This window comes from Pseudomonas sp. CFBP 13711, assembly GCF_014842265.1.
Taxonomy (GTDB): Bacteria; Pseudomonadota; Gammaproteobacteria; order Pseudomonadales; family Pseudomonadaceae; genus Aquipseudomonas.
Genome location: NZ_JACYVI010000009.1, coordinates 62340 through 85490 on the forward strand (window position 1 = coordinate 62340; position 23151 = coordinate 85490).

Genomic DNA, 23151 nt, shown 5'->3' on the forward strand with positions numbered 1-23151 from the left:
GGAATGAGCCATGTTTTACGTTCAGCGCGATGCCGATGGAACGCTAGTTCGCGTGGAAGCAACGGCCTTTGCCGAAGCGAGCGAGCAACTGCCGCCCGATGACCATCAGGTGCAAGCCTGGTTTGCCAACGAAGTGGTCGAGAAAAGCCTGATCCAGCTCAAGTCCAGCGACATGGACATGATCCGGGTACTGGACGACTTGATTCAGGTCCTGACCAGCAAAGGCATCCTCAACATCACCGACCTCCCCGCCGCCGCACAGGCGAAATTGATGGATCGAACCCAGGCCCGGGAAACACTGGGCGGCCTGAGTGACCTGATCAATGATGATGAACAACGGCTGATCTAAAGGCCGTTTTTTCGGCACTTCCCTCACTGCGAACGATGTGCATATCCGATCTCGGGTACGCCCGTGTTCGCGTGCGCCACCAGCCGATCGCGGCTAAGGCATGGTAGGCTATGCGCCGAAATTTTAGGCAGGGTCCGATCGGTTTTCGGGCCCGAGAAAGTATTGAGCGGCATCTACAATTGACAGGACGAAACGAGCATGGCAGGTGGCAAGGACACAACCACGAATGAGAGCGAAAACGTCGAGTCTTCAATTCCGCAGTACAGCGGCGCTGCAACTCAGCATTTCGATGTCCAGGGCCCACAACGGATGTCACTAGCGTCCGAGGGCTTACAATCCTCCACCGCCAGCAAGACCCAGCGGAAACTGGTCTCGATCATAATTCCTTTCTACAACGAGGAGGATAACGTTGCGGCGACGCTGGAAGAGATTGGCCGGTGCGTCAATCACGATCTTTATGACTGGGAGGTGATCGCAGTCAACGACGGCAGCAGCGACGCAACGCTTGCTGTGCTTGAGGCAAGTCGACCCCATAACGTCTCGCTGGTGATCGTCGATCTTTCCCGAAACTTCGGTAAAGAGGCTGCCCTTTCGGCAGGGCTTGAGCAAGCCCGAGGCGCCGCGGTCATTCCACTGGATGCGGACTTGCAAGATCCCCCGGAGCTACTGGCCGAGATGCTGGCGCTCTGGGAAAACGGCCATGACGTCGTTCTCGCCAAGCGCATCGACCGATCCAGTGACGGCGCGCTCAAGCGCATGACCGCCAGGGCTTTTTACAAAGTAATCAATCGTCTGTCCGACGTTGAAATCCCTAACGATGTTGGCGATTTCCGTCTCATGGACCGACGTGTTGTGGACGTCCTGTGCTCTCTTCCTGAAACCCGCAGGTTCATGAAAGGCCTGTTCGCCTGGGCAGGCTTTCGCACCACTACTGTCAATTACACCCGTCCAGAACGCGCACTCGGCACCACTAAGTTTTCAGGTTGGAAGCTCTGGAATCTGGCGCTCGAGGGCATTACTTCCTTCTCCATTGCTCCATTGAAGATCTGGACCTACATCGGATTCGGGGTCGCATTACTGTCTTTCATGTACGGCGGTTTCATCGTCATAACCACTCTGATGTTTGGCGCCGACGTACCGGGCTACGCATCGTTGGCCTCAATGATGCTGTTCATGTCAGGGTTACAGATGATGGGCCTGGGAGTTCTGGGCGAGTATGTCGGCAGGACTTATCTGGAGTCCAAGAACCGTCCGCCGTATGTCATTCGCTCGGTCCGAAACCGCAAGGCGCAAAAACATGACGGCTAATGGCGACCTGCATAAATTCATCAAATTTGCGATGGTGGGCCTGCTCAACACGGGTATTCATATCGCAGCGGTTTACCTGCTGGTAGAACAGGCAGCGGTCGAACCGCCACTTGCCAATGCGATCGCGTTTTTATGCGCTAACGCATTTTCGTACCTGATGAACTCTATGTGGACCTTTAAAGCGCGCAAGGAACTGAAGGTTTACTTAAAGTTCCTGACGGTGAGCACGGTAGGATTGGCCATTTCGTGGACGTGCGTGTATTGCACGCGATTCTTCGATATCAACTACATGTACGGTGTCGTCGCGTCCGTATTCGTTGTTGCCATCGCCAGCTATTGGCTAAACAGCCGTTTCGTTTTTGTCGAATCCCAAGCCGACCCACTGAACTAAGCGCTTTATATCCCGGCTACAGCAGGCCGGGATAACTCACTCCCATGGCGCCGGGTCACCCACCAACCGCCCCTGCACGCCGTCGATCCCCATCTCGGCAATCACCTGACGTTCGCCCTCGGTTTCAACCCGTTCAGCGATAAGGGGCAGATCGATACTGTGCGCGGCACGCTGCACGGCCTCTATAAACAGACGCTTATGACTTTCTTCGTCAATGGCGCGAATGTAACTGCCGTCGATCTTCAGGTATGCCAGGCCCAGATGCGCCAGATTGCCGATCATGCTGAAACGGCCTCCGAATCGCTGCAGCGCAAGCGAGAAGCCGTGCGCATGAAGGCGTCGGGTGATGTGCTCCAACACTGATTGATCAGGCAACTGCTCTTCGCCTATTTCGAAGGTCAGCCGGGGGCCGAGTTTGGTGTGCTGGCGCAACAGCTCGAATACTTCTTCCAGCGCTTGCGCATCAGCTAACGTCGCTGCCGAAAGGTTCAAAGCCAAGGATCGATCATGCTGCCGTAGATCCGACAGTACGTTGCGCAACATCCAGAGGTCCAGGCGAACGGACCAGCCAAATCGCTCGATCCACGGCAAAAAGCGTCCAGCCGGAATCGCTAGGCCTTGGTCATCGACCAGACGAGACAGAACTTTGTAATGCATCACCCGAGTGATATCCCGTGTTTTGACCACGGGCTGGAAGAAAAGCTTGAAACCTCCATGAGTCAGCGCCTGGTCAAGCAAACGATGCCACGTGTGCTGATCATCACCCGCACTTACAACTACACCCTTCTCAGCATAACTCCAAGTTTGCTCACCTTGGGTTTCAGCCAGCGACAAAGCCTGATCCGCAAGGCCTAGCAAGGTGAGCGTCGCCTCCCCCGGCGTGTAAGCCGCCAAGCCCATATGTGCCACAGGAGAAATATCGGAAACCCCAGTTCCGCCGAGGTCTTTGAGGGCTATTTCTAGATCCTCAACCAGCTCCAGAGCTTCCTCCCGCCCCATCCCTGGCGCGAGCACTGCAAACTCGCCACCCCGAGAGCGACTAATCAGATGGCGTATCTTGGGATACTTCTCACATTGGCTGACGAGTAGATGCGCCACCGCGACAAGTAATGCATCAGTGCGCTTGCCACCAAGGCGCAGGTTGAGACCGGCAAGATCCTGAACCCGTAATAGCAACAGGTGCCCTGCAAGCTCCTCTTCCGGATTGCTCACGTGCATTTTGAGCTGCATATCGAAATAACGGCGGTTGGACAGCCCGGTCAGGCTGTCCTGATACGACTCGATGCGCAGCTTCTCACTGCGCTCGGTGCTTTCCTGAAACAGCGCCTTGAGCTTCTCGACCATCTGGTTCATCGCCTGCACCACCCGGCGCAGCTCCGGCGTGCGCGGCAGTTCGGGCAGAACGAGGAACTCGCGACGGCCAATCGCCTGGGACTGCGCCATCATGTAATCCAGCGGCTTGAGCTGCCGGCGCAACAGCATCGCGCCCAGAATCGCACTGACCACACCGCACACCAGCAACCAGCCGAGGCTACCCAGCGCGCTCTGCCACAATTTGGCCAGCGCGAACATCGGATGGCTGACCACCTCGACCCGCGCCGTCTGCTGCCAGCCGCGGCTGACAATCGCCTCGCCGCCCGCCGGCTCAAGCCCGATGGCGTTGATGAACCACTGCGGCACGCCCTGATTGTCCGGCGTCGCACTGCGCTCGACGATCGCGGCGCCACTCGCCAGATCCACCACCCGGATGCTCGCGTAGTAACCGCTGTCGAAGATCGACGCCACCATCAGCTCGACCATCGCCGGGTCATCGATATTGGACGTCAGCGACAGCGCCAGCGACGTCGCAGCGTCCTGGGCGTGGGAGCGAAGCTGATTGACGTACTGCGCCCGGGAGCTTTCCAGGCTGACGACAAAACTTCCCGCAAAGGCAACCACCATGAACAGACAGATCGCGATCAACAGCTGTTTGAACAGAGACATCAGTACTCCTAATTCTCGGGCTCGGTGGGGAAGCCTTCTGCGGTCATTTTTTTCAACACGTCCTGCCACCGGGACAGACGTTTGGTGTCGCTCACTTTCTTGTTGCCCTGCGCACCCGGCAGCCACAGTCCTTCAGCGTTGAAGGCATACACCGGCAACAGGTCCGTGCGTTCGCTGGCAGGTTTGATGTCGTCGATCAGGCTGTCGAGCACCAGCGGCATGGCGTTCGGGCTCGAGTAATAGGTCAGCACCATGTGCGCGCGGTTCAGGCGCAGCGCCTTGACGTAGGTAATCAACAGCTTCTCGCTGGGCACGCCGAGGCGGCGCAGGCTGAAATACTTGGCGATCGCATAATCCTCACAATCCCCCGCGCCCTTGATCAGCGACTCGATCGGCGTCGCCCAGTAATCGACCTCGTGCCACAGGTCTATGTCTTCGGCGTAGCGCATCTGCTTGTTGAAGAACAGGTTCACGACCTTGAGCTTGTCCATTTCGCTGACCTGCTTCTCGGTCGCCAGCAAATTCTGCCAGGCATCGATGCGCTGCTTACCCGCTCCCAACGGTCCGTACAGTGCTTCGGCACGGCGGCTGATCAGAGAAAAATCCCAATCCGCGCTCAGATAGCCGATACACGCCGTGCACGTCAGTGCAAGCGCCAGAAGCATCCATAATCCAGGGCGCTTTTGAGCCGGGCGTGTCGCCAATTTGTCTAGTCCATCAGGCCATGGATAACGGAAAGGGATGGTGAGGGGTTGAGGGAGGAAACGCAATGGCGCGGTGAGATCATGCGCAGAAGCAAATGCCCGCAAACGCGACTCATGATAGGCTCGCGCCCCTTGATTTCATGACTGGCTGGGTTGGTTTGGAAACGCGTATGGATATTGGTTTGAGCTGCACCGTCTGGGCGATGTGTGAACGTGCCGGTCATCTGGATGGGATTGGCGTGTACACCCGCTCTCTGTGGCAGGCGATGGAAGCGCTCAAACAAAGCGAAGACCCAGTTATCACCGTCAAACCCTACGCGTTTGGCCGCAATCTGCCCCAACTCGCGTGCGGCGTGCCGAAGATGCTCTCGGCAGACTTCCGGATTCAGGTGCTGGCGAGCGGCTTGCTCAGCCTGCCGCTGCCCAACTCCTCCGCCATCGCCCGCGATGTCGACATCATCCACGCCTCCGATCACCAGATCCCGCGCATCAGCGGCGTGCCCGTCATTGCCACGGTCATGGACGCGATTCCGCTGATCCATCCCGAGTGGATCAGACAGAACCTCAAAACCCTCAAGGGTTGGCTGTTCGCGCGAAGCGTTCACAGCGCCGATCACCTGATCACCATCTCCGAACACAGCAAGCAGGATCTGGTCACGCACATGGGGATTGCCCCCGAGAAAATCAGCGTGACGCCCCTTGGCGTGGACCCGGTCTATTTCGAGCGCATTCCCCTCGAAACCCGCGACGCTGTTCTGGACAAACACCAACTCAAACCCGGTTTCTTCCTGTTCATCGGCACGCTGCAGCCGCGCAAGAATCTGCCGAAGGTGCTGGAGGCGTTCAACGCGCTGCCGGAGGCAGTGCGCAAAGAGCATCCGCTGATTGTGGTGGGACGTGACGGCTGGGCCAACGAAGACCTGATTCCGCAGCTCAAGGCGCTGGAAGCAAAAGGCGAAGGGCGCTGGCTCAGTTACCTGCCGCAGTCCGACGTGTTCGCACTGCTCCAGAGCGCCAGCGCATTGGTGTTTGCGTCTTTGTACGAAGGGTTTGGCTTGCCGGTGATCGAAGCATTCGCGGCGCAGTGCCCGGTCATTGCGTCGAACACCACGTCCCTGCCGGAAGTCACCGGCAATGCCGCCTGGGCGGTCGACCCGCTGGATGCGTCGAGCATCTCGGCGGCCATGCTCGACGTGTTGAGTAACGATGCGCTCAGGATAGAGCGAGTTGAAATAGGGCTGGAACGCGCCCGTCAGTTTACCTGGCAGGAATGCGCGCGGCAGACCCTGGCGGTGTACCGCAAAGTGTTGGCGGCACACCCCAAGGCGTAAGTCGCTGCAGACTACTTAGGGGTTACTTTGGTGTTACTGGGGGCTGAATTATTCAAGTCCTTTAGCGCTTCCGAATCATCGCCGCCCAGCCACACGTTCACGCTGGCAACGCTCTCTTGCGACAGCTTGCCGGCCCAGCGATTCAGGATGAACAGATTGGTGATGAAGTCGTACTGCGACTTCAGCAGATCGCTACGGGCTTTGAACTCGTTCTGTACGGCGGTCAGGACGTCGACGGCGTTAACCACACCATAAGTGAACGCCTTCTGCGCCGCGATGCTCGACTGTTTGGCTGAGGACAGCGCGTTCTGCCCCGCGCGGATCTTGTCCACGGCAGACTGAGCGGTGAGATACGCGTTGGTGGTTTCCTTCACCACTTGCCGGCGAACCCCTTCAAGATCCTGCTCGGCCGCATACTGCTCATCATACAGCCCGCTCACCCGTGCTGAAGTCGAGCCGCCACTGTAGATCGGCACTTTCAGGCCAATGGTTGCAACGTAGCTGTCACTGCGCGGAGTCAGCGTGTTGTCGTAGCCGACGTCACTCTGCGACGCCCCGAGGTTGAAACTCAGCGAGGGATAGTGCCCGCCCTTGCCTTCACGGACTGCAGCATCTGCCGCCGCGAGGTTACTTTCGTAGGCTTTGAGCCGGGGATTGCTGTCGAGCGCTTGAGCGATCCAGGCGTCGAGCGGCAACGTCGGCGCCTCGAGCGCGATATCGTTACGAATTCGGCTCAAACGATCGTTGATCGGGCGACCGACAATCTCTGATAGCCCTTCCCGTGACAAACGCACCTGATTGCGCGCTTCAATTTCCTGGGCCAACAACGAGTCGACTCGCGCTTTGAGATCGAGCATGTCGGTAATCTTGGCCATCTGCTTGGCGTACATGGCATTGACGCGATCAAGGCTGCCTTGGGTGGCGCGCCGCTCGGCCGAGACCAGTTCCAGTGCATCGTCGGCAGCGAGCGCCGCAAAGTAACGCTTGGCCAGATCCACTGTCGCTTCGGCCTGAGAGTCCTCGGACTGCGACGCTTTCTGCAGCGTGACGCTCTTGGCCTTCTGATAACGCTCCCACGCTTCCTTGTTGTAGATGAACTGGCTGAGATTGAGCCCATAGCTTTTGTTGTCGTAGATTTCTCGCGACTGTTCATCCTTGCGCAGAATTCGGTTGATGTTGCTGCTCGCAGAAACCTGCGGCAGTAACCCACCGAACGCCTCTCTCTCCTGCTGTTTGGCAGACCGCGCGTGCGCATAGGCAGAGAGAATGCGTGGATCTTCAAGCCGAGACTCTTTGTACAACGTCATCAGATCAAGTGAGTAGGTAGAAGCGCTGACCTGTTGCGGAACCTCAGGCTGCGCCGCATTAGCGTTTAGTGCGAACAAACCAAGGAAGAGACCGGGAAGAAAACGGACCACTGTCATTCCTCGATCATCGACTTGGCAAACATGTTATTAGCAGGTTTCAAGAGGTACTGCAGCATCGTGCGGCTACCTGCATTGATCAACACGTCGGCGGGCATGCCCGGCTGGAGACGGCGATCACCCAACCGCTTTTTACCTTCTTCGGTAACCTTGACTCGAACAAGATAATAACCCTCACCTGATTTTTCGTCTGTCAGGCGGTCAGCTGAGATTCGCGTTACTTCGCCTTGAATCACCGGAGTCGTCGCACTATTGAATGCACTAAAACGGATATCTGTCCGCTTGCCGACAGTGATGCGGTCGATGTCATTGGTACCGACATGCGCCTCGACCACCAACTCTGAAGCCTCCGGCACGATGTCGAGCAAAGGGGTCGCCGCGCTGACTACACCGCCGATGGTGTGGACCTTCATGTCGAGGACCATCCCGTCCTCGGGCGCGCGAATAACGATGCGAGACAAACGATCTTTAAGCGCAGTTGCCTTTTCTTGCAGGTCAAAGACCTGGGCCTGCACATCACTCAGGTCCTTGGCGACATCGGAGCTGAATTTCTGGTTGGTTTGAACAATCTGCATCTCGGTTTCGTTGATCTGCAGACGCGTTTTGGTGATCGTCGATTGGTGGTCAGCAACCTCTGACTTGAGCATGTCCAGCTTGCGTTCTTGCTCCAGCAGACGCTGGTTATCGACGAAGCCTTGGCGCAGCAGATCCTTAAGCTCAGTGATCTCGCGGGTGTAGGACTTTTCCAGATTGACCTTCGTCCCGATCATGTCGTTTAGACCAATGATCTGCTGCTTCAACTGGCCAATCCGCTCTTTCTGCACTGAGATCTCGCCCAGCCTCGCGTCGTGCCGCGACCTGAACACCTGCGCTTCACCGTTGATGGCCTCGCGCGCGCGATCACTCTCGACACCGTCGATGACCAGTGCGGGAATAGCAGGCAAATCATCACGCTCGGCGCGCAGGCGGGCTTCTTTGGCGCGCGCCGTGATGAGCTGGTTGCGGGTGGATTCGTATTCGGAACTCAGCTGGCCATCATCAAGCACGATCAACGGATCGCCCTTGTGCACGGTATCCCCGTCTCGAGCGAGCAGTTCTTTAACAATGCCGCCTTCCAGATGCTGCACCGTTTTACGATAGCTCTGAACGGTGACGATACCGGTGCCGTAAACAGCGTTGCCCAGTGGAGCAAAAGCGGCCCACGTGCCGAACAGGCCAAAGGTCACCAGAACAATTGTCATCCCTACCCGCCGAATACCCCGGTCGGACGTCGGCATATCGGCAGTATTTTCTTCAAGCACGGTCACGTTGTTGCTGGTCATTCATGAATTCCTTTCAAGCGCTTGGCTGTTCTTCACCTGATGCCGCCGGTGCAGCTGCGGGCGCGGCTGGCGTTGCCGCTGCCACACGCGGGTGAGCCTGACCTTGTGCCTGGGCTTGAGCCTTGGCCTGTTGTTGAGCCAGTTCCGCAATGACTTGGTCACGTGCGCCATACATGGAAAGCGTGCCCGCGTTCAAGACCATAACGCGATCCAGCCGAGACAGAATGTTCGGACGGTGGGAAATAATGAACACCGTTGCGCCGGTTTCCTTAATCTTCTGCAGAGCCACGCCAAGTGCACGTTCGCCGACTTCATCAAGGTTGGAGTTTGGCTCGTCGAGCACAATCAGGCGAGGGCTGCCATACACCGCACGAGCAAGACCGATACGCTGCCGCTGACCACCGGAAAGATTCACACCTTCACTGCCTATAACGGTGTCATAGCCGTTAGGTAGCTGAAGGATCATTTCGTGAACGCCTGCGATACGCGCCGCCAGCACCACCTGTTCAGGGTCTACCTTGGCAAACCGGGCGATGTTGTCGCTGATGCTGCCTTCAAAAAGCTCAATATCCTGAGGCAGGTAGCCCAAGTGCGGACCGAGTTCCTGCTTGTCCCAGGAACTGATGTCCGCGCCGTCCAAACGCACCGTGCCGTGCTGCGGCGGCCAGATGCCAAGCAGCGCGCGGGCCAAGGTCGACTTGCCCGCTGCGCTTGGCCCGACGATGCCGACGATGCTGCCCGCGGGAGCCACGAAACTGATGTTCCGGATAACCGGTGCCTTTGCGCCGGGTGGCGCAACTACAAGGTTTTCGACCTGCAAGTGCCCCTCTGGATCTGGTAACGACATGCGATTAGGCTCGGCGTTAAGCTTTTCAAGCGTGTCGTTCAGACGCTGGTACTGCATGCGGGCCGCTACGAATCCCTTCCAACTGCCGACTATCTGATCTATCGGCGAGAGCGCACGGCCGAGCAGCAACGAACCCGCCATCATAAGCCCTGGGTTTATCTCGTGGTTGATGGCCAAATATGCGCCGGCGGCGAGCATCATCGACTGGCCCCAGTTCCGGAAGGTTTTCGAGATTGATGTGATGACCCCACTCTTATCACTGGCTTCGGATTGGAGTACCAGCACACGTCGCTGGCGGACTGCCCAGCGTCCTATCAACGTGTCGAGCATACCCATGGACTCGATCACTTCTGCGTTGCGCAAATTCTTTGTAGTGTGAAGATTTGCGGTGAGGCTCTGCTTGTTGGCCTCCGCCAGCGTGTTACTTGTGTAGCGATGAGTGAGGTATGCCAGGGCGATTAATACTGCCGCAGAACCTACGGTCATCCAGCCAAACCATGGATGGAACATGAACATGACAGCGGTATAAATCGGTAACCATGGTGCGTCGAAGACCGCGAACAGACCGCTACCGGTCAGGAACTGTCGAAGCGAAGTTAAATCGTTCAGGGATTGGGCCGAGGCGTCCATCCCACCGCTGGCTAGTGCTCTCTTGAAGCTCGCACGGTAGACATCACGGCTGAGTAGCACGTCCAAGCGATTGCTGATGCGAACCATAATCCTGGACCGAACCCACTCCAGCGATCCGAGTGTCGCCATTAAAAGGGTCAAGATTAACGTCAGCATGATGAGCGTGGACGTGCTATTGCTAGGGATTACCCGACCTGATATCTGAATCATGTAGAAGGTGGGGACCAACATCAACGTGTTGACGAAGAAGCTGAAAAACCCTACTGAGATGAAGCTGCCCTTACAAACCTTGAGGGCAGCTTGCAGATTGTTTTCGTGTGAGCGACTCATGGAATCCATTACTGATGAGATTGGGCTGCGAACGCGGCCGAGTGTACCATCGGCATCGTCCCCGGGCAGCATTAAAGGGCCACCAAAAAGACGCCCATCCGGCGGATTTCATGAAACTTTTTTTAAAAAAGCAGATACCTGTCTAGCCCGGGGCTTACAGATTCCTCCGACCGATTCGTAACTCGCCGGAAGCGCCTAACTGCCATTCTTATAATTTCGAGATATTTCCTTATACAACTTCTGAACTCCGCACAAGTGGCAAGGAACGGCTTTAATATGCGCAGCAACTGCGTCATTAGTGTCGCTTGAGTGTCGCTTGCCGCCCTCATAACACCATCCCACCCCGCCCTCATTTGGAGGATTTGGCAAATGATGACAAGCACGAGAACAGAGTCAGCCGGCCAGCGATGCTGAAGCAGCACAGGAACGGCGGACGCGCAAAATAGAAGCAAAAATTCCATGAGTCACGCACTCATCTAAAACATTTTTCTAACCCTTCTCCCATGACGCAAGCGCTCTAGGACGGGCTATAAATACTGAAGCCCACAGCCGAATCGGCCGCTCCGTCTATTTCTTTAGCACCAAACGACCATCGGTCATGATTTGGAAAGATCGCCTCACCGTAGCCGGCGTCGGTCGCCGAAACGACTGCTCAACCGTCCCACTTTTGAGCTGACCAACGGTCCCCACAAACCGGTGAATCCATATCACTATGTCTGCCGGGATGTTCTCACCTCATTTGAGGAAATTTCCTACCAATGAATTGACATTTTCCTTGGATCCATTAGTCTCAGCTCTCGGCAAATGCCACCAGTACGCCATTAAGTTGCAGGGTAACTGGAGTGAGTTGATTGGATTGAGACTCTCAACTGCTGTCAGCTCGGGATAAGAAGGAAACTTATTGAGTGCAGTCGCAAACATTAGATGGCTTGAAAATTACCTCCCGCGTAACTCTGCTTGAGCCCGGGATGTATATCTTTCGTTACGCCTCCCAGCCCATTGCAGAGCGCAGCGTCTGCATCGCCCTGCAGCAAGCACCGCTCGGCAAAGGCGTCATTGATTTTTTCCCCGCGGAAGGCGTGTCCAAGAACATGCTAACCAAGCTCGGCGACTGCATCATCGGGCGGGTTAAGGGCGCGGTAACAACTGTCTTAATCACCGAATACTATCTGGCCGACGTCGCCGTCGACCCTGTCGATTTGCGCATTGACCGCATTGATACTTCTGCGGCAATTATGCGAAATTTCCTGCCAGCGAGTCCGACCCCAGAGGCCGTGGCTTTCTCGCGCACGACGGCTGTCCGGGCAGTGCTGAAGCTGACCGGCCATGTAGAAAAAACTGGCGACATTTCCGTAGTGGATGAATGTTTGGGTGACGGGCGCAGTAGCGAACGCCTGGAAGGTTTTTCTGTTCACTGGGATAACAAACCTGCGGGCGTTGATCTGGCTTACACCAGTACCATCGCCGGCGCAGGTCCCAGTCAGAAGGTACTGACGGGCAGCTTCACAGGGGCCCGCAATAAGAACGCATCACTGACCGCGGTTGGCTTCGGGCTGACTGGCCCTGATCGCTCTCAATATGAATTGACTGGCTACGTCGTGTTTGCGGGCGCTGCGCCCCAGCCTATCGTCGCAGAACAGATGCTTTTTGGACCCAGGGGCAGTGAGCCGCTGGTTGCTATACAGCTTTCGATTACTCCCGTTACCGAGATCAACGCTCTCCGCCATAAGTCTCTCAGGGAAAAACCTGCGTCTACGCAGACAGATAGCAACATCGGCCAATTGGCTTGATACATCAGGAATATGACTCATGGCATTGCAATACGATACTCCGGTAACAGCAGCAGACCTGTCCTCCTCCCTGGCAGCCAACCCATCGATCTCCGACTCCACCATCGCAGCTATCAGCTCCCTGCTGAATCTCGATACCGCTAGCACTACCGTCGCCGTTGCGTCTTTCGATGCAACCACCGGTGTTGTGACTGGCCCAGAAGGCGTCACTCCAGAAGTCGTCACTATCTCGGCAGACGTGAACACGCTGGCACGCGCCGCTGCTCCTCAGATCAATGTTGATCTGAAAGCCGTTGCTGATGCTTCCGTCTTCATCATCCAAAGCGATGCAGGCGTAACTGCGACCCTGGCTACAACTGCTGGCGCTGACAAAATCATCGTTGGCGGTAACGGTAACGACAACATCACCGTAACCGGCGATGCGAACGTAACTGTTGACGGCGGTGACGGCAACGACGTAATCACCACTGGCGGCGGCAATGACACCGTCATCGGCGGTGCTGGCGTTAACTTCATCACCACTGGTGCAGGCAACGACACCATCATCACTGGTGCTGGCATTGCAAACACCATCGACGCTGGCACAGGTTTCGACACTGTTGCAATCGGCGGCGCACGCGGTGACTTCACCGTTGCTCAGTCGGGTTCGACTCTGATCCTGAACGGCGACGACCAGACCACCAGCGTTACTCACGCTGAGTTCCTGACCTTCACTGACGGCCAGACTCTGGCTATCGCTGACAACGCTGACGATGCTGCTGTTCTGCGGCTGTACGAAGGCCTGCTGGGTCGCGACGTCGATGCCAACGGCGCTGAGTTCTTTACCACAGCTCACGACAACGGCGTTAGCGCTGCTTCGCTGGCTGATGTCGTCGTTAACTCTGCCGAGTACAAAGACGTCCTCGTCGATAACTACCTGGACAGCCTGTACAACAACCTGCTGAATACCGGTACTGGCGCCGACCAAGCTGGTCAGGACTTCTGGTCCAATGCTGTCGCAAACGGTCAGAGCCTGGCTCAAGTTACCGCGAGCATCGCTGCATCGGCTGAAGCTCAAGGCACCACCATCACTGATACTGCCTTCGTAAATAGCCTGTATGAGTCTGCTCTGGGTCGCGCTGCAGACACCAGCGGCCTGGACTTCTGGGTTGACGCTCTGTCCAACGGCACCAGCCGTACTGACATTGCTTCGGGCATCATCACTTCGGGTGAAGCCGCTGACCACGCTAACGTCGAGTTCGTGAACTCCCTCTACACCAACGCTTTGGGTCGTGACAACGACGCAAACGATGTAGGCGGCAAAGCGTTCTGGCTGACCGCGCTGGACAACGGTGTGTCGCAATCTCAAGTGGCCATCGACATCGTCGGTTCTGCTGATGCACAAGCTCACATCACCAACGTTGTAGTTGTACCTGGTTCGGTCTAACTCACCGCTCCTTAGTCACCCCGAATACCTTCGACCGCAAGGTCGGGGGTTTTCAAAAAAGGGGCACCCTCTCGGGCGCCCCTCTTTATTTATATGCGAATCAGCCAATGGCCACTTCTACCCAACTTGACCTTGAGCCAGGCACGCTCATGGAAAAATTCCAGCTCGCTCGTCAAGATGGCGAGTCGGACCGGGCCATTTTTTTTCTGGAAAAAGCGCTTCAAACCCCCGAATACCGATCCGAAGCCCTAATATGGAAAGGCATCGGCGCCATGCAGCAACAGCAGCTGCATCAGGCATTTCTCTTTCTCAGCTCAGCGGCTGCCTGGCTACCGAAACGGGCAGACATCCAGGCATTGACTGGGCGTGTCGTGTTGGCCCTCGGAAAACCCGTGTTGGCGACGCAATTACTGAAAGCCGCCTGGAAACAAAACCCCACTGACGCCGCATTGCGCTCGATGCTCTGGCAGGCACGCAGTCGGACTGAGTCGCCCGAGAAGCTGCGCAAGCTGATACTCGCCCTCCTCCCTGAAATCAACGACGCGCAAGAGTTGCAACTGATCGCCGGTCTGCTGGCGAAGCAAGCAGGCGCTTCCAGTTTCCTTGGAGTCGCGCAGTACGATGCAGAGCGTTGTGAAGTCTCGGGCTGGGCGATCAATCTCAAGTCGCCGGAAAGTCATGTCCGTGTGGCCGTGCACTCTCAAGATGAACGTCATGAATGCGTGGCTGAGCATCCCCATCCGTTTTTGACTCACTCAGGACTGTGCCTGGATCACGGTGCGTTCCGGCTGCAGATCAAAGACCCGGCAAAGACGCTCCATGTCCGATTCGAGGACGGAACTGCGCTGAGCGGAAGCCCCCTTTCCAACTTGCCGGTGTTTGTTCCCCCGGCGGCCGTTGGCGAAAACGCAGCTCGCCTTGAGCCTGTTGACGTGCTGGTGCCGGTTTATGACGGCCTGGAAGAAACGCTTGAATGTGTGCATAGCGTGTTGCGCAGCCGTGAGTTCAATCGGACAGTCCATCGCCTGGTCGTGATGAACGACGCCACTCCTAACCCGACACTGCGTCAGGCGCTCAGGGACCTGGCGGCTGCAGGCGAAATCGAACATGTCGAGCACGCCACTAACCTGGGCTTTATTCGCAATGTGAACCGAGGCATGGCACTAAGTCCGGAACGCGATGTGGTCTGGCTCAACGCCGATACCCGTGTGCACGGCAACTGGCTGGATCGTCTACGTGCAGTAGCGTATAGCGCAAAAGACATCGCCTCCGTCACGCCATTCACCAACAACGGCGAACTGATGAGCTTCCCAGTGAGCCGGGTAAGCCACACGATGCCCACTGCCCGGGAGCAGGCCGGGCTTGATGAGTTGGCTCGAGTCACTGACAGCCCGGCCGTGGAGATCGAAACCGGATGCGGTTTCTGCCTTTACATCAAGCGGGATGCCATCGATGAAGCGGGCTACCTCGATGAAGTTCACCTGCTGCGCGGCTACGGTGAGGAAACCGACTGGTGCCTGCGGGCTCGCTCCCTAGGGTGGCGCCATATGGGGGCACCGAATGTCTTCGTCGCCCATCAGGGAGGCATTTCTTTTGGCGACGAGAAGTCCCTTCGGGTCGCGCACAACAACGGCATTCTCAAGCGTCGATACCCAAATGCCTCCGCACGCTACCAAGACTTTTGCATGCGCGATCCACTCAAACTTCCCCGGCAAGCACTCCAGCGGGCACGCCTTGAGCAGCTGGCGGCGTCGATGGCGAATGCATCTGCCAGCGCCCGCCCGCCTAACGGGCTGAGACAGTTGCATATCCATAAGGGCGCATCCTTTAAAACGCCACTGGGCCTCACTTGGCACTTTGAGGGCAGCCATACGGTTGTGACACTGCAGGCCGAGTTGCAGCCTTTGCTGCTTAGCCTCGAGTACCGACTGCCCGCCGAGGCTGGCGACTTGATCAACGACTTGCGCAAGCTTCCGCTGGACGAGATCGTGTATCGACAGCTCACTGCCTGCCCGAAAGAACTTGTAGCGCTGGCAGCCACGCTGGAAAAACCTTACCGCATCCTGTGCCAGGACGATGAGTTGCTGGATCAAGCTGCCTCTCGTGACTGGTGTGAGTTCGCCGGGCGAGCGACGAGCGTTGTCGTGCCTTGGAAAACGCTGCGAGCCCGGTATGCCGATGCTCTGCCTAACGCCAACATCACTGTCGACAGCAAAAAAACCAGGAACGCGCGGCCCAACAAAAAAGCCCCCCGGGTGTTGCTGATTGCCGATGAACTGCGCAATGCCGAGGTCGCAGGCCAATGGATTGATCTGGCGCGCAGGCTTACCCGGGAGCGCCTCAACGTAATGTTGATCGCCCTCGGCGACGGCCCTTGGCTAAAAGCATTGCTGGCCACTGGCGCAGTTCATGCTTTACCCGAGGTTCAAGGGCTCGATCAGGCGGAGTGCCTCAACCTCGTCGACTGCCAAGGCGCCCTCAGCCTGGATAAGGATCCCGGGGCAGGATGGAAAGCACCGGAGCTGGCAACAATGCTTGGGCTACCGCTTTACGCAGTGCCCGGATCGGTGTCCCGTGATGCTGGTGCCTTGCCGATCAATCAACTATCCCTTTCACTGAGCCGGGCATGATGTCAGAAGAAGTCGTAACCAAGCCTGTCCCCAGCGCGCAGGTCAACCACAGCTCACTGCGTGGCGCTATCACTGGACTCTATGGTGACGTGCTGCAAGGCTGGGCACTTAACATGGTCGACCCGGATGAGCGCCTGATCATCGAAGTAATGGTTGACGGGGCCTGCGTCGCGCTCACGCGCGCAGATCAATTCGAACCCAATGCAGACCTCGGCGACCAGTTCCATGGCTTTGGCGTACAGCTGCGAAAAAGCTGGCTAGCCGACGCACGACACATCACTGCGCGTATCGCTAACCGGGAATTCCATCTCAGTGGTGACCTTCAGCTGCCCGCCGCGCGAAGCAAAGAACCCGCCCCCGTCGCCTCGCAAGTGTGGCACAGCGGCGGTTTGCGGTTGAGTGGATGGTCGTGGGACCCTGACGCACCGCAGCGGCATGTCCAGATCACCGTTCGTGAGGACGACAGCGTGCTGGGACGAGCGTCTTGTGACAGTCACCACCAGGCGCTCGTATACCGCTCTACCAGCGACCACGGATTCACTCTTGATTTGCCGTGGGATTTGGCAGACGGCAAACCCCACACGCTGCACATTGAAAACGACATGGGGCACGAACTCTCTGGAAGCCCTATAAAAATGTGCTGCTGGCCGGAGGGCCTGGAAGGTCTTCTAAAACAGCACGACTCCCATGGCCCCGACGAGCAGACACTCGCGTTGCTGAACAGCGTGGCGAAGGAGCAGACACTGCGCTCACCGAAAAGCGCAGGCTTCAACCATTACCCGCAATGGTTCGAAGTCTTCCAGTACAGCCCGCCGCGAAACGCTCAGCCTCAAAGGACAAAGCCAGGCGTGCTTTTGCTCAGTGAAGGCGATATGACCTTCGAGGGCGTCAGCCTCGCGAGTCTGCGCACGCACAAAACAACCCCGTATCAAATCGCCAGAACGTCCGCAGACAACCTGCTGCCGGCGCTTAAAGAACTGTTGAGAGCGGGCTGCGACTGCATCGTCCCTATCAGGGCTGGTGATCATCTTGCCAGCCACGCGCTGGACCATTTGACCGGCCTGCTCGATGACAACGTTGCTTGGGCCTATGCCGACTGTGACCGCGATGGCCCCACGGGAGAACGAAGCCTGCCATGGCTAAAACCGGTGTGGGACGTGGACTTTTTCATCGGCACGGATATCTTCACGCCCGGGGCTATTTTCAGCACGGACATCATCCAGGCTGCGCTGTCCCTGCTTGCACCCTCTAGTGAACTGCAATCGTTAAACTGGGATTTTCTAATCGCTGGCATCGTGCTCGCCACGGAAAAACTCGAAGCGACAGTGGTGCATTTGCCTCAAGTCATTTACCACCGGGACCACCGAACGCCGGCCAGCCCGGAGCAGGCTTGGCCATCGATGGACCGCCATCAAGCAATCGCCTGGCTGTGTCAGTCGCTGGTACCCGACACAACCGTTAAAGCGATTCCTCAGTTTCCCGCCCTGCTGCGGGCCCACTGGCCGCTGCCGCTCACCCTGCCCCGGGTCAGCCTCATCGTGCCGACCCGCGATCAAGTGGGTTTGCTTCGAACATGCGTTGAGGGGCTGCTTAACAACACAGATTACCCGTATCTGGAAATCATCGTCGTCGACAATCAGTCCAGCGACCCGACTGCGCTGGAGTACCTTCGCTATTTGCCTACGCAAGGCGTCAAAGTGCTCCCGCATCCGCACCCATTCAATTACTCGACGATCAACAACCGCGCCGTCGAACACGCTTCCGGGGAAATCATTGGCCTGGTCAACAACGACATCGAGATCATCGAATCGGGGTGGCTGAAGGAAATGGTCAGCCAATTGCTGCGCGATAATGTCGGTGCTGTGGGGGCGAAACTGCTCTGGCCGAACCGCATGGTTCAGCATGGCGGCGTGGTGGTTGGCATCAACGGGTTGGCTGCACACACGGGCAACAACCTCGAGGAAAATGATGCGGGTTACCTGGCGACCAACCAGCTCACTCGGCGCCAAAGCGCGGTAACGGCAGCTTGCCTGCTGGTGCGTAAATCGGTTTTCGAGGAGCTAGGCGGACTGGATGAAAAAGCATTCCCTGTTGCGTTTAACGATGTCGACTTCTGCCTACGCATTCAGCAATCAGGGTTGAATTTGGTTTGGACAGCGTTTGCGAAGTTGATCCATGCTGAGTCAGCGAGCAGGGGGAAGGATGCAAGCCCAGAGAAACAAGCCAGAGCTCATCGCGAGCAACAGAGATTTATAGAGCGCTGGACATTGGGGGGATACAGGGATCCCTATTACCATCCAGCATTGAACTTAGAGTATCAGTTCAGCCCCTATACTGGGCTCGGGTTATCTCCGGGGGTCGAGACATTAAGCAGAAAACCGCCACGCAAACGAGATTTTTCGCGCTGACTCAGCCGTCTCTCAGATTGGTGAAATCAACGCCAGTATGATTTTGCTCTAAATCGCGTCGCAGGACGTCAACTCAAAACGACATATTATCCACCATGAAAATACACGCGGACGATTTGAAAAACGTAAGTTTGCAGCCTGACGAAATTACACCGACGATCAGTCCTTCTTTTGTCAGAGCTTGGTACAAAGAAAAGGCCCTGCTGACAGACGAGGAAATTGTCGACTCTCTTTCTCATGACAAAGATCAGTGTAATTACATCTTAAATTTCGAAAATTTGTTAGAGGCCCACAGTCTTTCATTGAGAGATGTACCACAAAACGTAGATTGGACGTCTTACAGCAAGCAACATCCAAGCATTAGCGCGGGGGCAGGGACTGAATATCATATTGTATTTCATTATTTGAAAGAACGCAGCCGGTCTAAGCATTTCAATATTGAATTCTACCGCGGGTATTACGGAATAGATCACAGCATTACCGATAGCGAACTTATCACAAACTGGAATAGCGACACAGAGCAAAACAAAAGATTTTGCTCATTTGGAGAGCTGTTGTCTTACAACGGCCTTGACAACATATTTATTGATGAAAAAGTTGTATTAAAGGAGCTCATCGAGGGAAACCGCTGGGGCCAACGAGAAGCGTGGGACGATCTTGTAACAGCACTGAAACTGATGCCAATGAGAGTCCTGCAACTGACCGGATCCAGAGAGACAAACGCAGGTATCTACGAAAGTCTCCATCGCAACTTCATTCAGATGGGGCTCATTCTAAAAGCTTCGAAGCTAGAGTCACTAATAGTCGAGCTTGGCTTAAAAGCGCATGGCAATATAACAACTCGCTTTAATTCCGATGAAATAACAACTTCAAAGCACACCAAGATAGATCCGGACTTCTATTTCAGCTGGTACAGCGACCTCAAGTTCGGTGACAAACTCTTTCTAGAGCAACACTGGCTAAACTTTGGATTCGATGAAGGCAGGTCACCCACTTTCGAACATGCACTTCACCGGCTGGGGCTGAAGATTGAGAAACTTCCCCTTGAATTTGACTGGCGAGAATACATCCAGAACACAGCCGATCTTCATTCAAAAGATAGCTTCTACAAAGCAGCAGCTCATAAAATAAAGAACACTGATGATGATTTTAGCTTTGATACCGACTTCTACACCTCAGCATATGAGGATGCCAGACATCTTAAACACCAACCAGTTAATGCTGAGCTGCACTGGAAATCAAAAATGCTCGTAGGGATGCGTGCGCGTAGCCCGAAAGAATTTATGAGCACTTTGGAACTGCCCTCTTCGCTTTATCCGTCTTGGCTTGATATAAACAAGGTGGAACGCCTTAATCAAGAGTTGCCTCAGGATGCTTTAGATACATTAAAGGACTTATTCACATCCACTCCAGCAGTGCGCTTAAGAGTAGCCGAATCAGACCAGCTAAACTCAGATTTCTACTGTAATATTGGTACTCATTACGAATCCATAGGACAAAGAGGACGTGCTGAAGAACTATACCTGATTGCAAACGGATTCTTGACAAACGGATTAGCCCTGGAACACCTTGGCAATATATATCTGAACTCCGGATTGCATAGCAGAGCAGGCAAATTCTATTCACTTGCTATCGCAACTGGCAACTGCAGCGAATGGGCTTATATTAACCAAGCTGGATCCATGGCTGCGCAGCTGAATATCGATGAAATTGACAGCGTATACTCCAAGGCATACACTCACTTTCCAGAAAGCAGTAAATATGAACTTTCCATTAAAGAAAACATCGCCACCATTTGGAACATAGTTTCTAAAAAAAGCGCGTCTTTGATTAAAGAAAACCATCGCTCAAAACTTATATCGCTCGTTTCGAACACCACCAACTCGATTTATGATATTAATGCCACTCAGATCCGCTTGGGCAAATTAGATCGCTACCGAGGAAGTATTAATAAGAAAAACGTGACGATCATTGGTGACTTTCATCTACCTCAATGTAAGCGCTACAGGATAGATCAAAAAATTGAACAGCTACAGGCTGCCGGAATAACTCCCAATGTTGCCTCGTGGACCGACACCCCATATGCCCAACAGCTAATGAGCTTTAGCGACGTGTGCATATTCTACCGATGCCCAGCCTTACCTGAAATAGTGAAGCTTATCTCCACTGCAAGTACTTTAGGCAAGATAACGATCTACGAAATTGACGATCTGATATTTGATCCTGCATACCCTCAACACATTTCAACTTATGGGGGATATGTATCGCAAGAAGAATACAATGACCTCGTCATGGGAATGGCGCTTTATCGATCTGCAGCCATGTTATGTGACTATGGAATAGCCTCCACGCAACCTCTATCAACAGAACTTGCAAAGCTAGTGCGTACAAATAAGAGCTTCGTTCATAGAAACGCTTTAGACAAGTACAGCTTAATGCTCAGCCCTGGCCGCAGCGCAGAAAAACAGTATGTGAATATTTTTTACGGCAGTGGAACCAAGGCACATAACTCCGACTTTATTCATGAAGCACTTCCTTCAATCCTACGTGTGCTAAAGGAAGAGCCACTTGCGCGCCTGACAGTGGTTGGCTATTTACAACTACCCAAGAAAGTTCTAGAAGAATTTGGTGATAAGATCGTCAACGCACCGTTTACTTCTAGCTTCCTTAGTTACTCCACCTACTTGGCATGCGCCGATATTAATATAGCCGTACTGAAACGCGACAAAATTAATGATGCTAAAAGCGAATTAAAATGGTTTGAGGCCGCTCTGTGTGGGGTGCCATCTGTAGTGAGCGCTACGCAAAATTATATCGACGTCATTGAAGACGGCGAAGATGGCTTTTTAGCCCGAAACGACCAAGATTGGTACAAGATATTAAAAATGCTTGTCTCCAACCGAGAGTTGCGCACATCAGTTGGAGAGCAAGCAAGAAACAGGGTGCTTGTAGAATACGGCGTAGATAACATGGCAACACGGGCGTCATCGATAATCGATCTTGTAGTGCAGGATCATCAAGAATGTTTGACAACAGGTCCACTTGGAAAGATCTCATCATGAACAGAAAAAAAATCGCGATCGTAAATGTTTTTTTTTCACCTCAAGCCATTGGCGGGGCTACTAGGGTCGTGATGGACAACGTCGATGTTTTGATTGATGACTACAACAACAAATATAATTTGGTTGCTTTCACTACGAATCATGAGATGCAAGAGCCGCACTCTATCTATACATATTTATACAAAGGCGTTCGCGTTTATAGAGCGGGGGTGATTCACCGAGTGAACATGGATTGGCACGCAAGGGATGAAAAGATGAAACATTTATTCAAAGATTTTTTACTCTTTGAACAGCCCGACATCGTCCATTTCCACTGCGTTCAACGTCTCAGCGCATCAATAGTAGAAGCCACCTTGGAACTAGGGATTCCTTACGTCGTCACCGTTCATGACGCTTGGTGGATCTCCGATCACCAATTTTTGATGGACCAGAATGGACGGATCTACGCCGAGGCTCATCCCGATCCATTTAACCCGGCGCTTCTTCCCGATGAAATTAACCTTTCTGACTCTACGGAAAGGCGCGCATTTCTGAGATATCTGCTGTCACGAGCTAATTTAGTGCAGATAGTTTCAGAAGCTTTTGCCAGAATATATCGTAAAAATGGTGTCATCAACCTAACTGTCAATAGAAATGGTGTTCAACCCAGGGAATGGGAACCGAGAGGAATATCCTCGAGACGTAAAATCTGTGTAGCTCACATCGGCGGTATGTCTGACCACAAGGGCTATCATCTATTCAAGCAAGCACTAAGCAGCTTTTGTTTCAAAAATCTGGATGCTTTAGTGGTTGATCATGCTGCCTCTGAAGACTCGAAAGTGGTCGAGCAATGGGGGTCAGTTACTACGCGATTCATACGAAAGGTCCCGCAAAGGCAGGTAGAAACGCTATTCTCACAGATAGACGTGCTTGTGGCGCCTTCTATTTGGCCTGAGAGCTATGGGTTAGTCACCCGTGAGGCCACCGCCGCCGGCGTTTGGGTTATCTGTTCCAATAAGGGAGGCATAGGCGAAGACGTACTAGAAAATCGTTCAGGTTGGGTTATTGAACCTACTCTGGAAAATCTTATCAGCGCGTTCAAGAAGCTTGATCAATTTGAGCAAGCTCCCTCACCCGACATCGAGTCTATAAAGGCAATTCGTTTGGTATCTGATCAGGTACGGGAACTAGATGTGCAATACCAGGAAATCGTAGGATGATGAAGGGCTGGTGTTAA

At 54.7% G+C, this 23151-nt stretch carries 15 protein-coding genes; 10 read left to right on the plus strand and 5 right to left on the minus strand.

Annotation, left to right across the window (positions count from 1 at the left end; genetic code table 11):
- Positions 1–10: 10 nt before the first annotated feature.
- The 3 genes from IFT47_RS17435 to IFT47_RS17445 all read left to right on the plus strand — a co-directional run bounded on the left by IFT47_RS17435 (position 11) and on the right by IFT47_RS17445 (position 2048).
- The gene (locus IFT47_RS17435) at positions 11–349 is read left to right on the plus strand and encodes a hypothetical protein (protein ID WP_037018113.1); all 339 of its coding nucleotides are present in this window, start codon (positions 11–13) and stop codon (positions 347–349) included.
- A gap of 309 nt (positions 350–658) precedes the next feature.
- A complete protein-coding gene (locus tag IFT47_RS17440; protein ID WP_192174632.1) occupies positions 659–1657 on the plus strand; it encodes a glycosyltransferase family 2 protein in 999 nt (332 codons plus the stop codon).
- Complete coding sequence (locus tag IFT47_RS17445; RefSeq protein ID WP_192174595.1) at positions 1647–2048, plus strand: GtrA family protein; 402 nt, start codon at positions 1647–1649, stop codon at positions 2046–2048. Before IFT47_RS17440 ends, IFT47_RS17445 begins: the two co-directional genes overlap by 11 nt.
- A gap of 36 nt (positions 2049–2084) precedes the next feature.
- Here the strand turns inward: IFT47_RS17445 and lapD are convergent, their stop codons facing one another.
- Positions 2085–4031, minus strand: coding sequence for a cyclic di-GMP receptor LapD (gene lapD, locus IFT47_RS17450; protein WP_192174594.1), 1947 nt, complete (start codon positions 4029–4031; stop codon positions 2085–2087).
- An 8-nt stretch (positions 4032–4039) separates the two neighbouring features.
- Complete coding sequence (gene lapG / locus IFT47_RS17455; protein ID WP_407073264.1) at positions 4040–4735, minus strand: cysteine protease LapG; 696 nt, start codon at positions 4733–4735, stop codon at positions 4040–4042.
- A 170-nt stretch (positions 4736–4905) separates the two neighbouring features.
- On the opposite strand from lapG, the gene IFT47_RS17460 reads away from it, so the two are divergent.
- Entirely contained in the window at positions 4906–6066 is a 1161-nt protein-coding gene (locus IFT47_RS17460) for a glycosyltransferase family 4 protein (protein WP_192174592.1), read from the plus strand.
- Positions 6067–6077: 11 nt separating this feature from the next.
- On the opposite strand, the gene IFT47_RS17465 is transcribed toward IFT47_RS17460, so the two are convergent.
- From IFT47_RS17465 to IFT47_RS17475, 3 genes are read right to left on the minus strand one after another with little or no spacing between them, the layout of a single operon-like run.
- Positions 6078–7490 carry a TolC family outer membrane protein gene (locus IFT47_RS17465; RefSeq protein WP_192174591.1) on the minus strand — a complete coding sequence of 471 codons (1413 nt, stop codon included), beginning with the start codon at positions 7488–7490 and terminating at the stop codon, positions 6078–6080.
- Positions 7487–8812, minus strand: a complete 1326-nt coding sequence (locus IFT47_RS17470; protein ID WP_192174590.1) for an HlyD family type I secretion periplasmic adaptor subunit — start codon at positions 8810–8812, stop codon at positions 7487–7489. The genes IFT47_RS17465 and IFT47_RS17470 overlap by 4 nt, the downstream gene beginning before the upstream one ends.
- A 13-nt stretch (positions 8813–8825) precedes the next feature.
- Complete coding sequence (locus IFT47_RS17475; protein ID WP_192174589.1) at positions 8826–10619, minus strand: type I secretion system permease/ATPase; 1794 nt, start codon at positions 10617–10619, stop codon at positions 8826–8828.
- Positions 10620–11587: 968 nt separating this feature from the next.
- On the opposite strand from IFT47_RS17475, the gene IFT47_RS17480 reads away from it, so the two are divergent.
- From IFT47_RS17480 to IFT47_RS17505, 6 genes are all read left to right on the plus strand, one after another.
- Positions 11588–12409: a hypothetical protein gene (locus IFT47_RS17480; protein WP_192174631.1), complete on the plus strand. Its 822-nt coding sequence runs from the start codon at positions 11588–11590 to the stop codon at positions 12407–12409.
- Between the two features lie 19 nt (positions 12410–12428).
- Positions 12429–13835, plus strand: a complete 1407-nt coding sequence (locus IFT47_RS17485; protein WP_192174588.1) for a DUF4214 domain-containing protein — start codon at positions 12429–12431, stop codon at positions 13833–13835.
- A gap of 149 nt (positions 13836–13984) precedes the next feature.
- The gene (locus tag IFT47_RS17490) at positions 13985–16465 is read left to right on the plus strand and encodes a glycosyltransferase family 2 protein (protein ID WP_192174587.1); all 2481 of its coding nucleotides are present in this window, start codon (positions 13985–13987) and stop codon (positions 16463–16465) included.
- The gene (locus tag IFT47_RS17495) at positions 16465–18873 is read left to right on the plus strand and encodes a glycosyltransferase family 2 protein (RefSeq protein WP_192174630.1); all 2409 of its coding nucleotides are present in this window, start codon (positions 16465–16467) and stop codon (positions 18871–18873) included. The genes IFT47_RS17490 and IFT47_RS17495 overlap by 1 nt, the downstream gene beginning before the upstream one ends.
- A 95-nt stretch (positions 18874–18968) precedes the next feature.
- Entirely contained in the window at positions 18969–21935 is a 2967-nt protein-coding gene (locus IFT47_RS17500; protein WP_192174586.1) for a glycosyltransferase family protein, read from the plus strand.
- A complete protein-coding gene (locus IFT47_RS17505) occupies positions 21932–23134 on the plus strand; it encodes a glycosyltransferase family 4 protein (RefSeq protein ID WP_192174585.1) in 1203 nt (400 codons plus the stop codon). Before IFT47_RS17500 ends, IFT47_RS17505 begins: the two co-directional genes overlap by 4 nt.
- The last annotated feature ends 17 nt before the right edge of the window (positions 23135–23151 follow it).

What these genes read in the sequence shown, in the direction of transcription:
- IFT47_RS17435 (WP_037018113.1), top strand. Translation starts at nt 11, where the DNA reads ATGTTTTACGTTCAGCGCGATGCCGATGGAACGCTAGTTCGCGTGGAA.
- IFT47_RS17440 (WP_192174632.1), top strand. Translation starts at nt 659, where the DNA reads ATGTCACTAGCGTCCGAGGGCTTACAATCCTCCACCGCCAGCAAGACC.
- IFT47_RS17445 (WP_192174595.1), top strand. Translation starts at nt 1,647, where the DNA reads ATGACGGCTAATGGCGACCTGCATAAATTCATCAAATTTGCGATGGTG.
- lapD (WP_192174594.1), bottom strand. Translation starts at nt 4,031, where the DNA reads ATGTCTCTGTTCAAACAGCTGTTGATCGCGATCTGTCTGTTCATGGTG.
- IFT47_RS17460 (WP_192174592.1), top strand. Translation starts at nt 4,906, where the DNA reads ATGGATATTGGTTTGAGCTGCACCGTCTGGGCGATGTGTGAACGTGCC.
- IFT47_RS17465 (WP_192174591.1), bottom strand. Translation starts at nt 7,490, where the DNA reads ATGACAGTGGTCCGTTTTCTTCCCGGTCTCTTCCTTGGTTTGTTCGCA.
- IFT47_RS17470 (WP_192174590.1), bottom strand. Translation starts at nt 8,812, where the DNA reads ATGACCAGCAACAACGTGACCGTGCTTGAAGAAAATACTGCCGATATG.
- IFT47_RS17475 (WP_192174589.1), bottom strand. Translation starts at nt 10,619, where the DNA reads ATGAGTCGCTCACACGAAAACAATCTGCAAGCTGCCCTCAAGGTTTGT.
- IFT47_RS17480 (WP_192174631.1), top strand. Translation starts at nt 11,588, where the DNA reads ATGTATATCTTTCGTTACGCCTCCCAGCCCATTGCAGAGCGCAGCGTC.
- IFT47_RS17485 (WP_192174588.1), top strand. Translation starts at nt 12,429, where the DNA reads ATGGCATTGCAATACGATACTCCGGTAACAGCAGCAGACCTGTCCTCC.
- IFT47_RS17490 (WP_192174587.1), top strand. Translation starts at nt 13,985, where the DNA reads ATGGAAAAATTCCAGCTCGCTCGTCAAGATGGCGAGTCGGACCGGGCC.
- IFT47_RS17495 (WP_192174630.1), top strand. Translation starts at nt 16,465, where the DNA reads ATGTCAGAAGAAGTCGTAACCAAGCCTGTCCCCAGCGCGCAGGTCAAC.
- IFT47_RS17500 (WP_192174586.1), top strand. Translation starts at nt 18,969, where the DNA reads ATGAAAATACACGCGGACGATTTGAAAAACGTAAGTTTGCAGCCTGAC.
- IFT47_RS17505 (WP_192174585.1), top strand. Translation starts at nt 21,932, where the DNA reads ATGAACAGAAAAAAAATCGCGATCGTAAATGTTTTTTTTTCACCTCAA.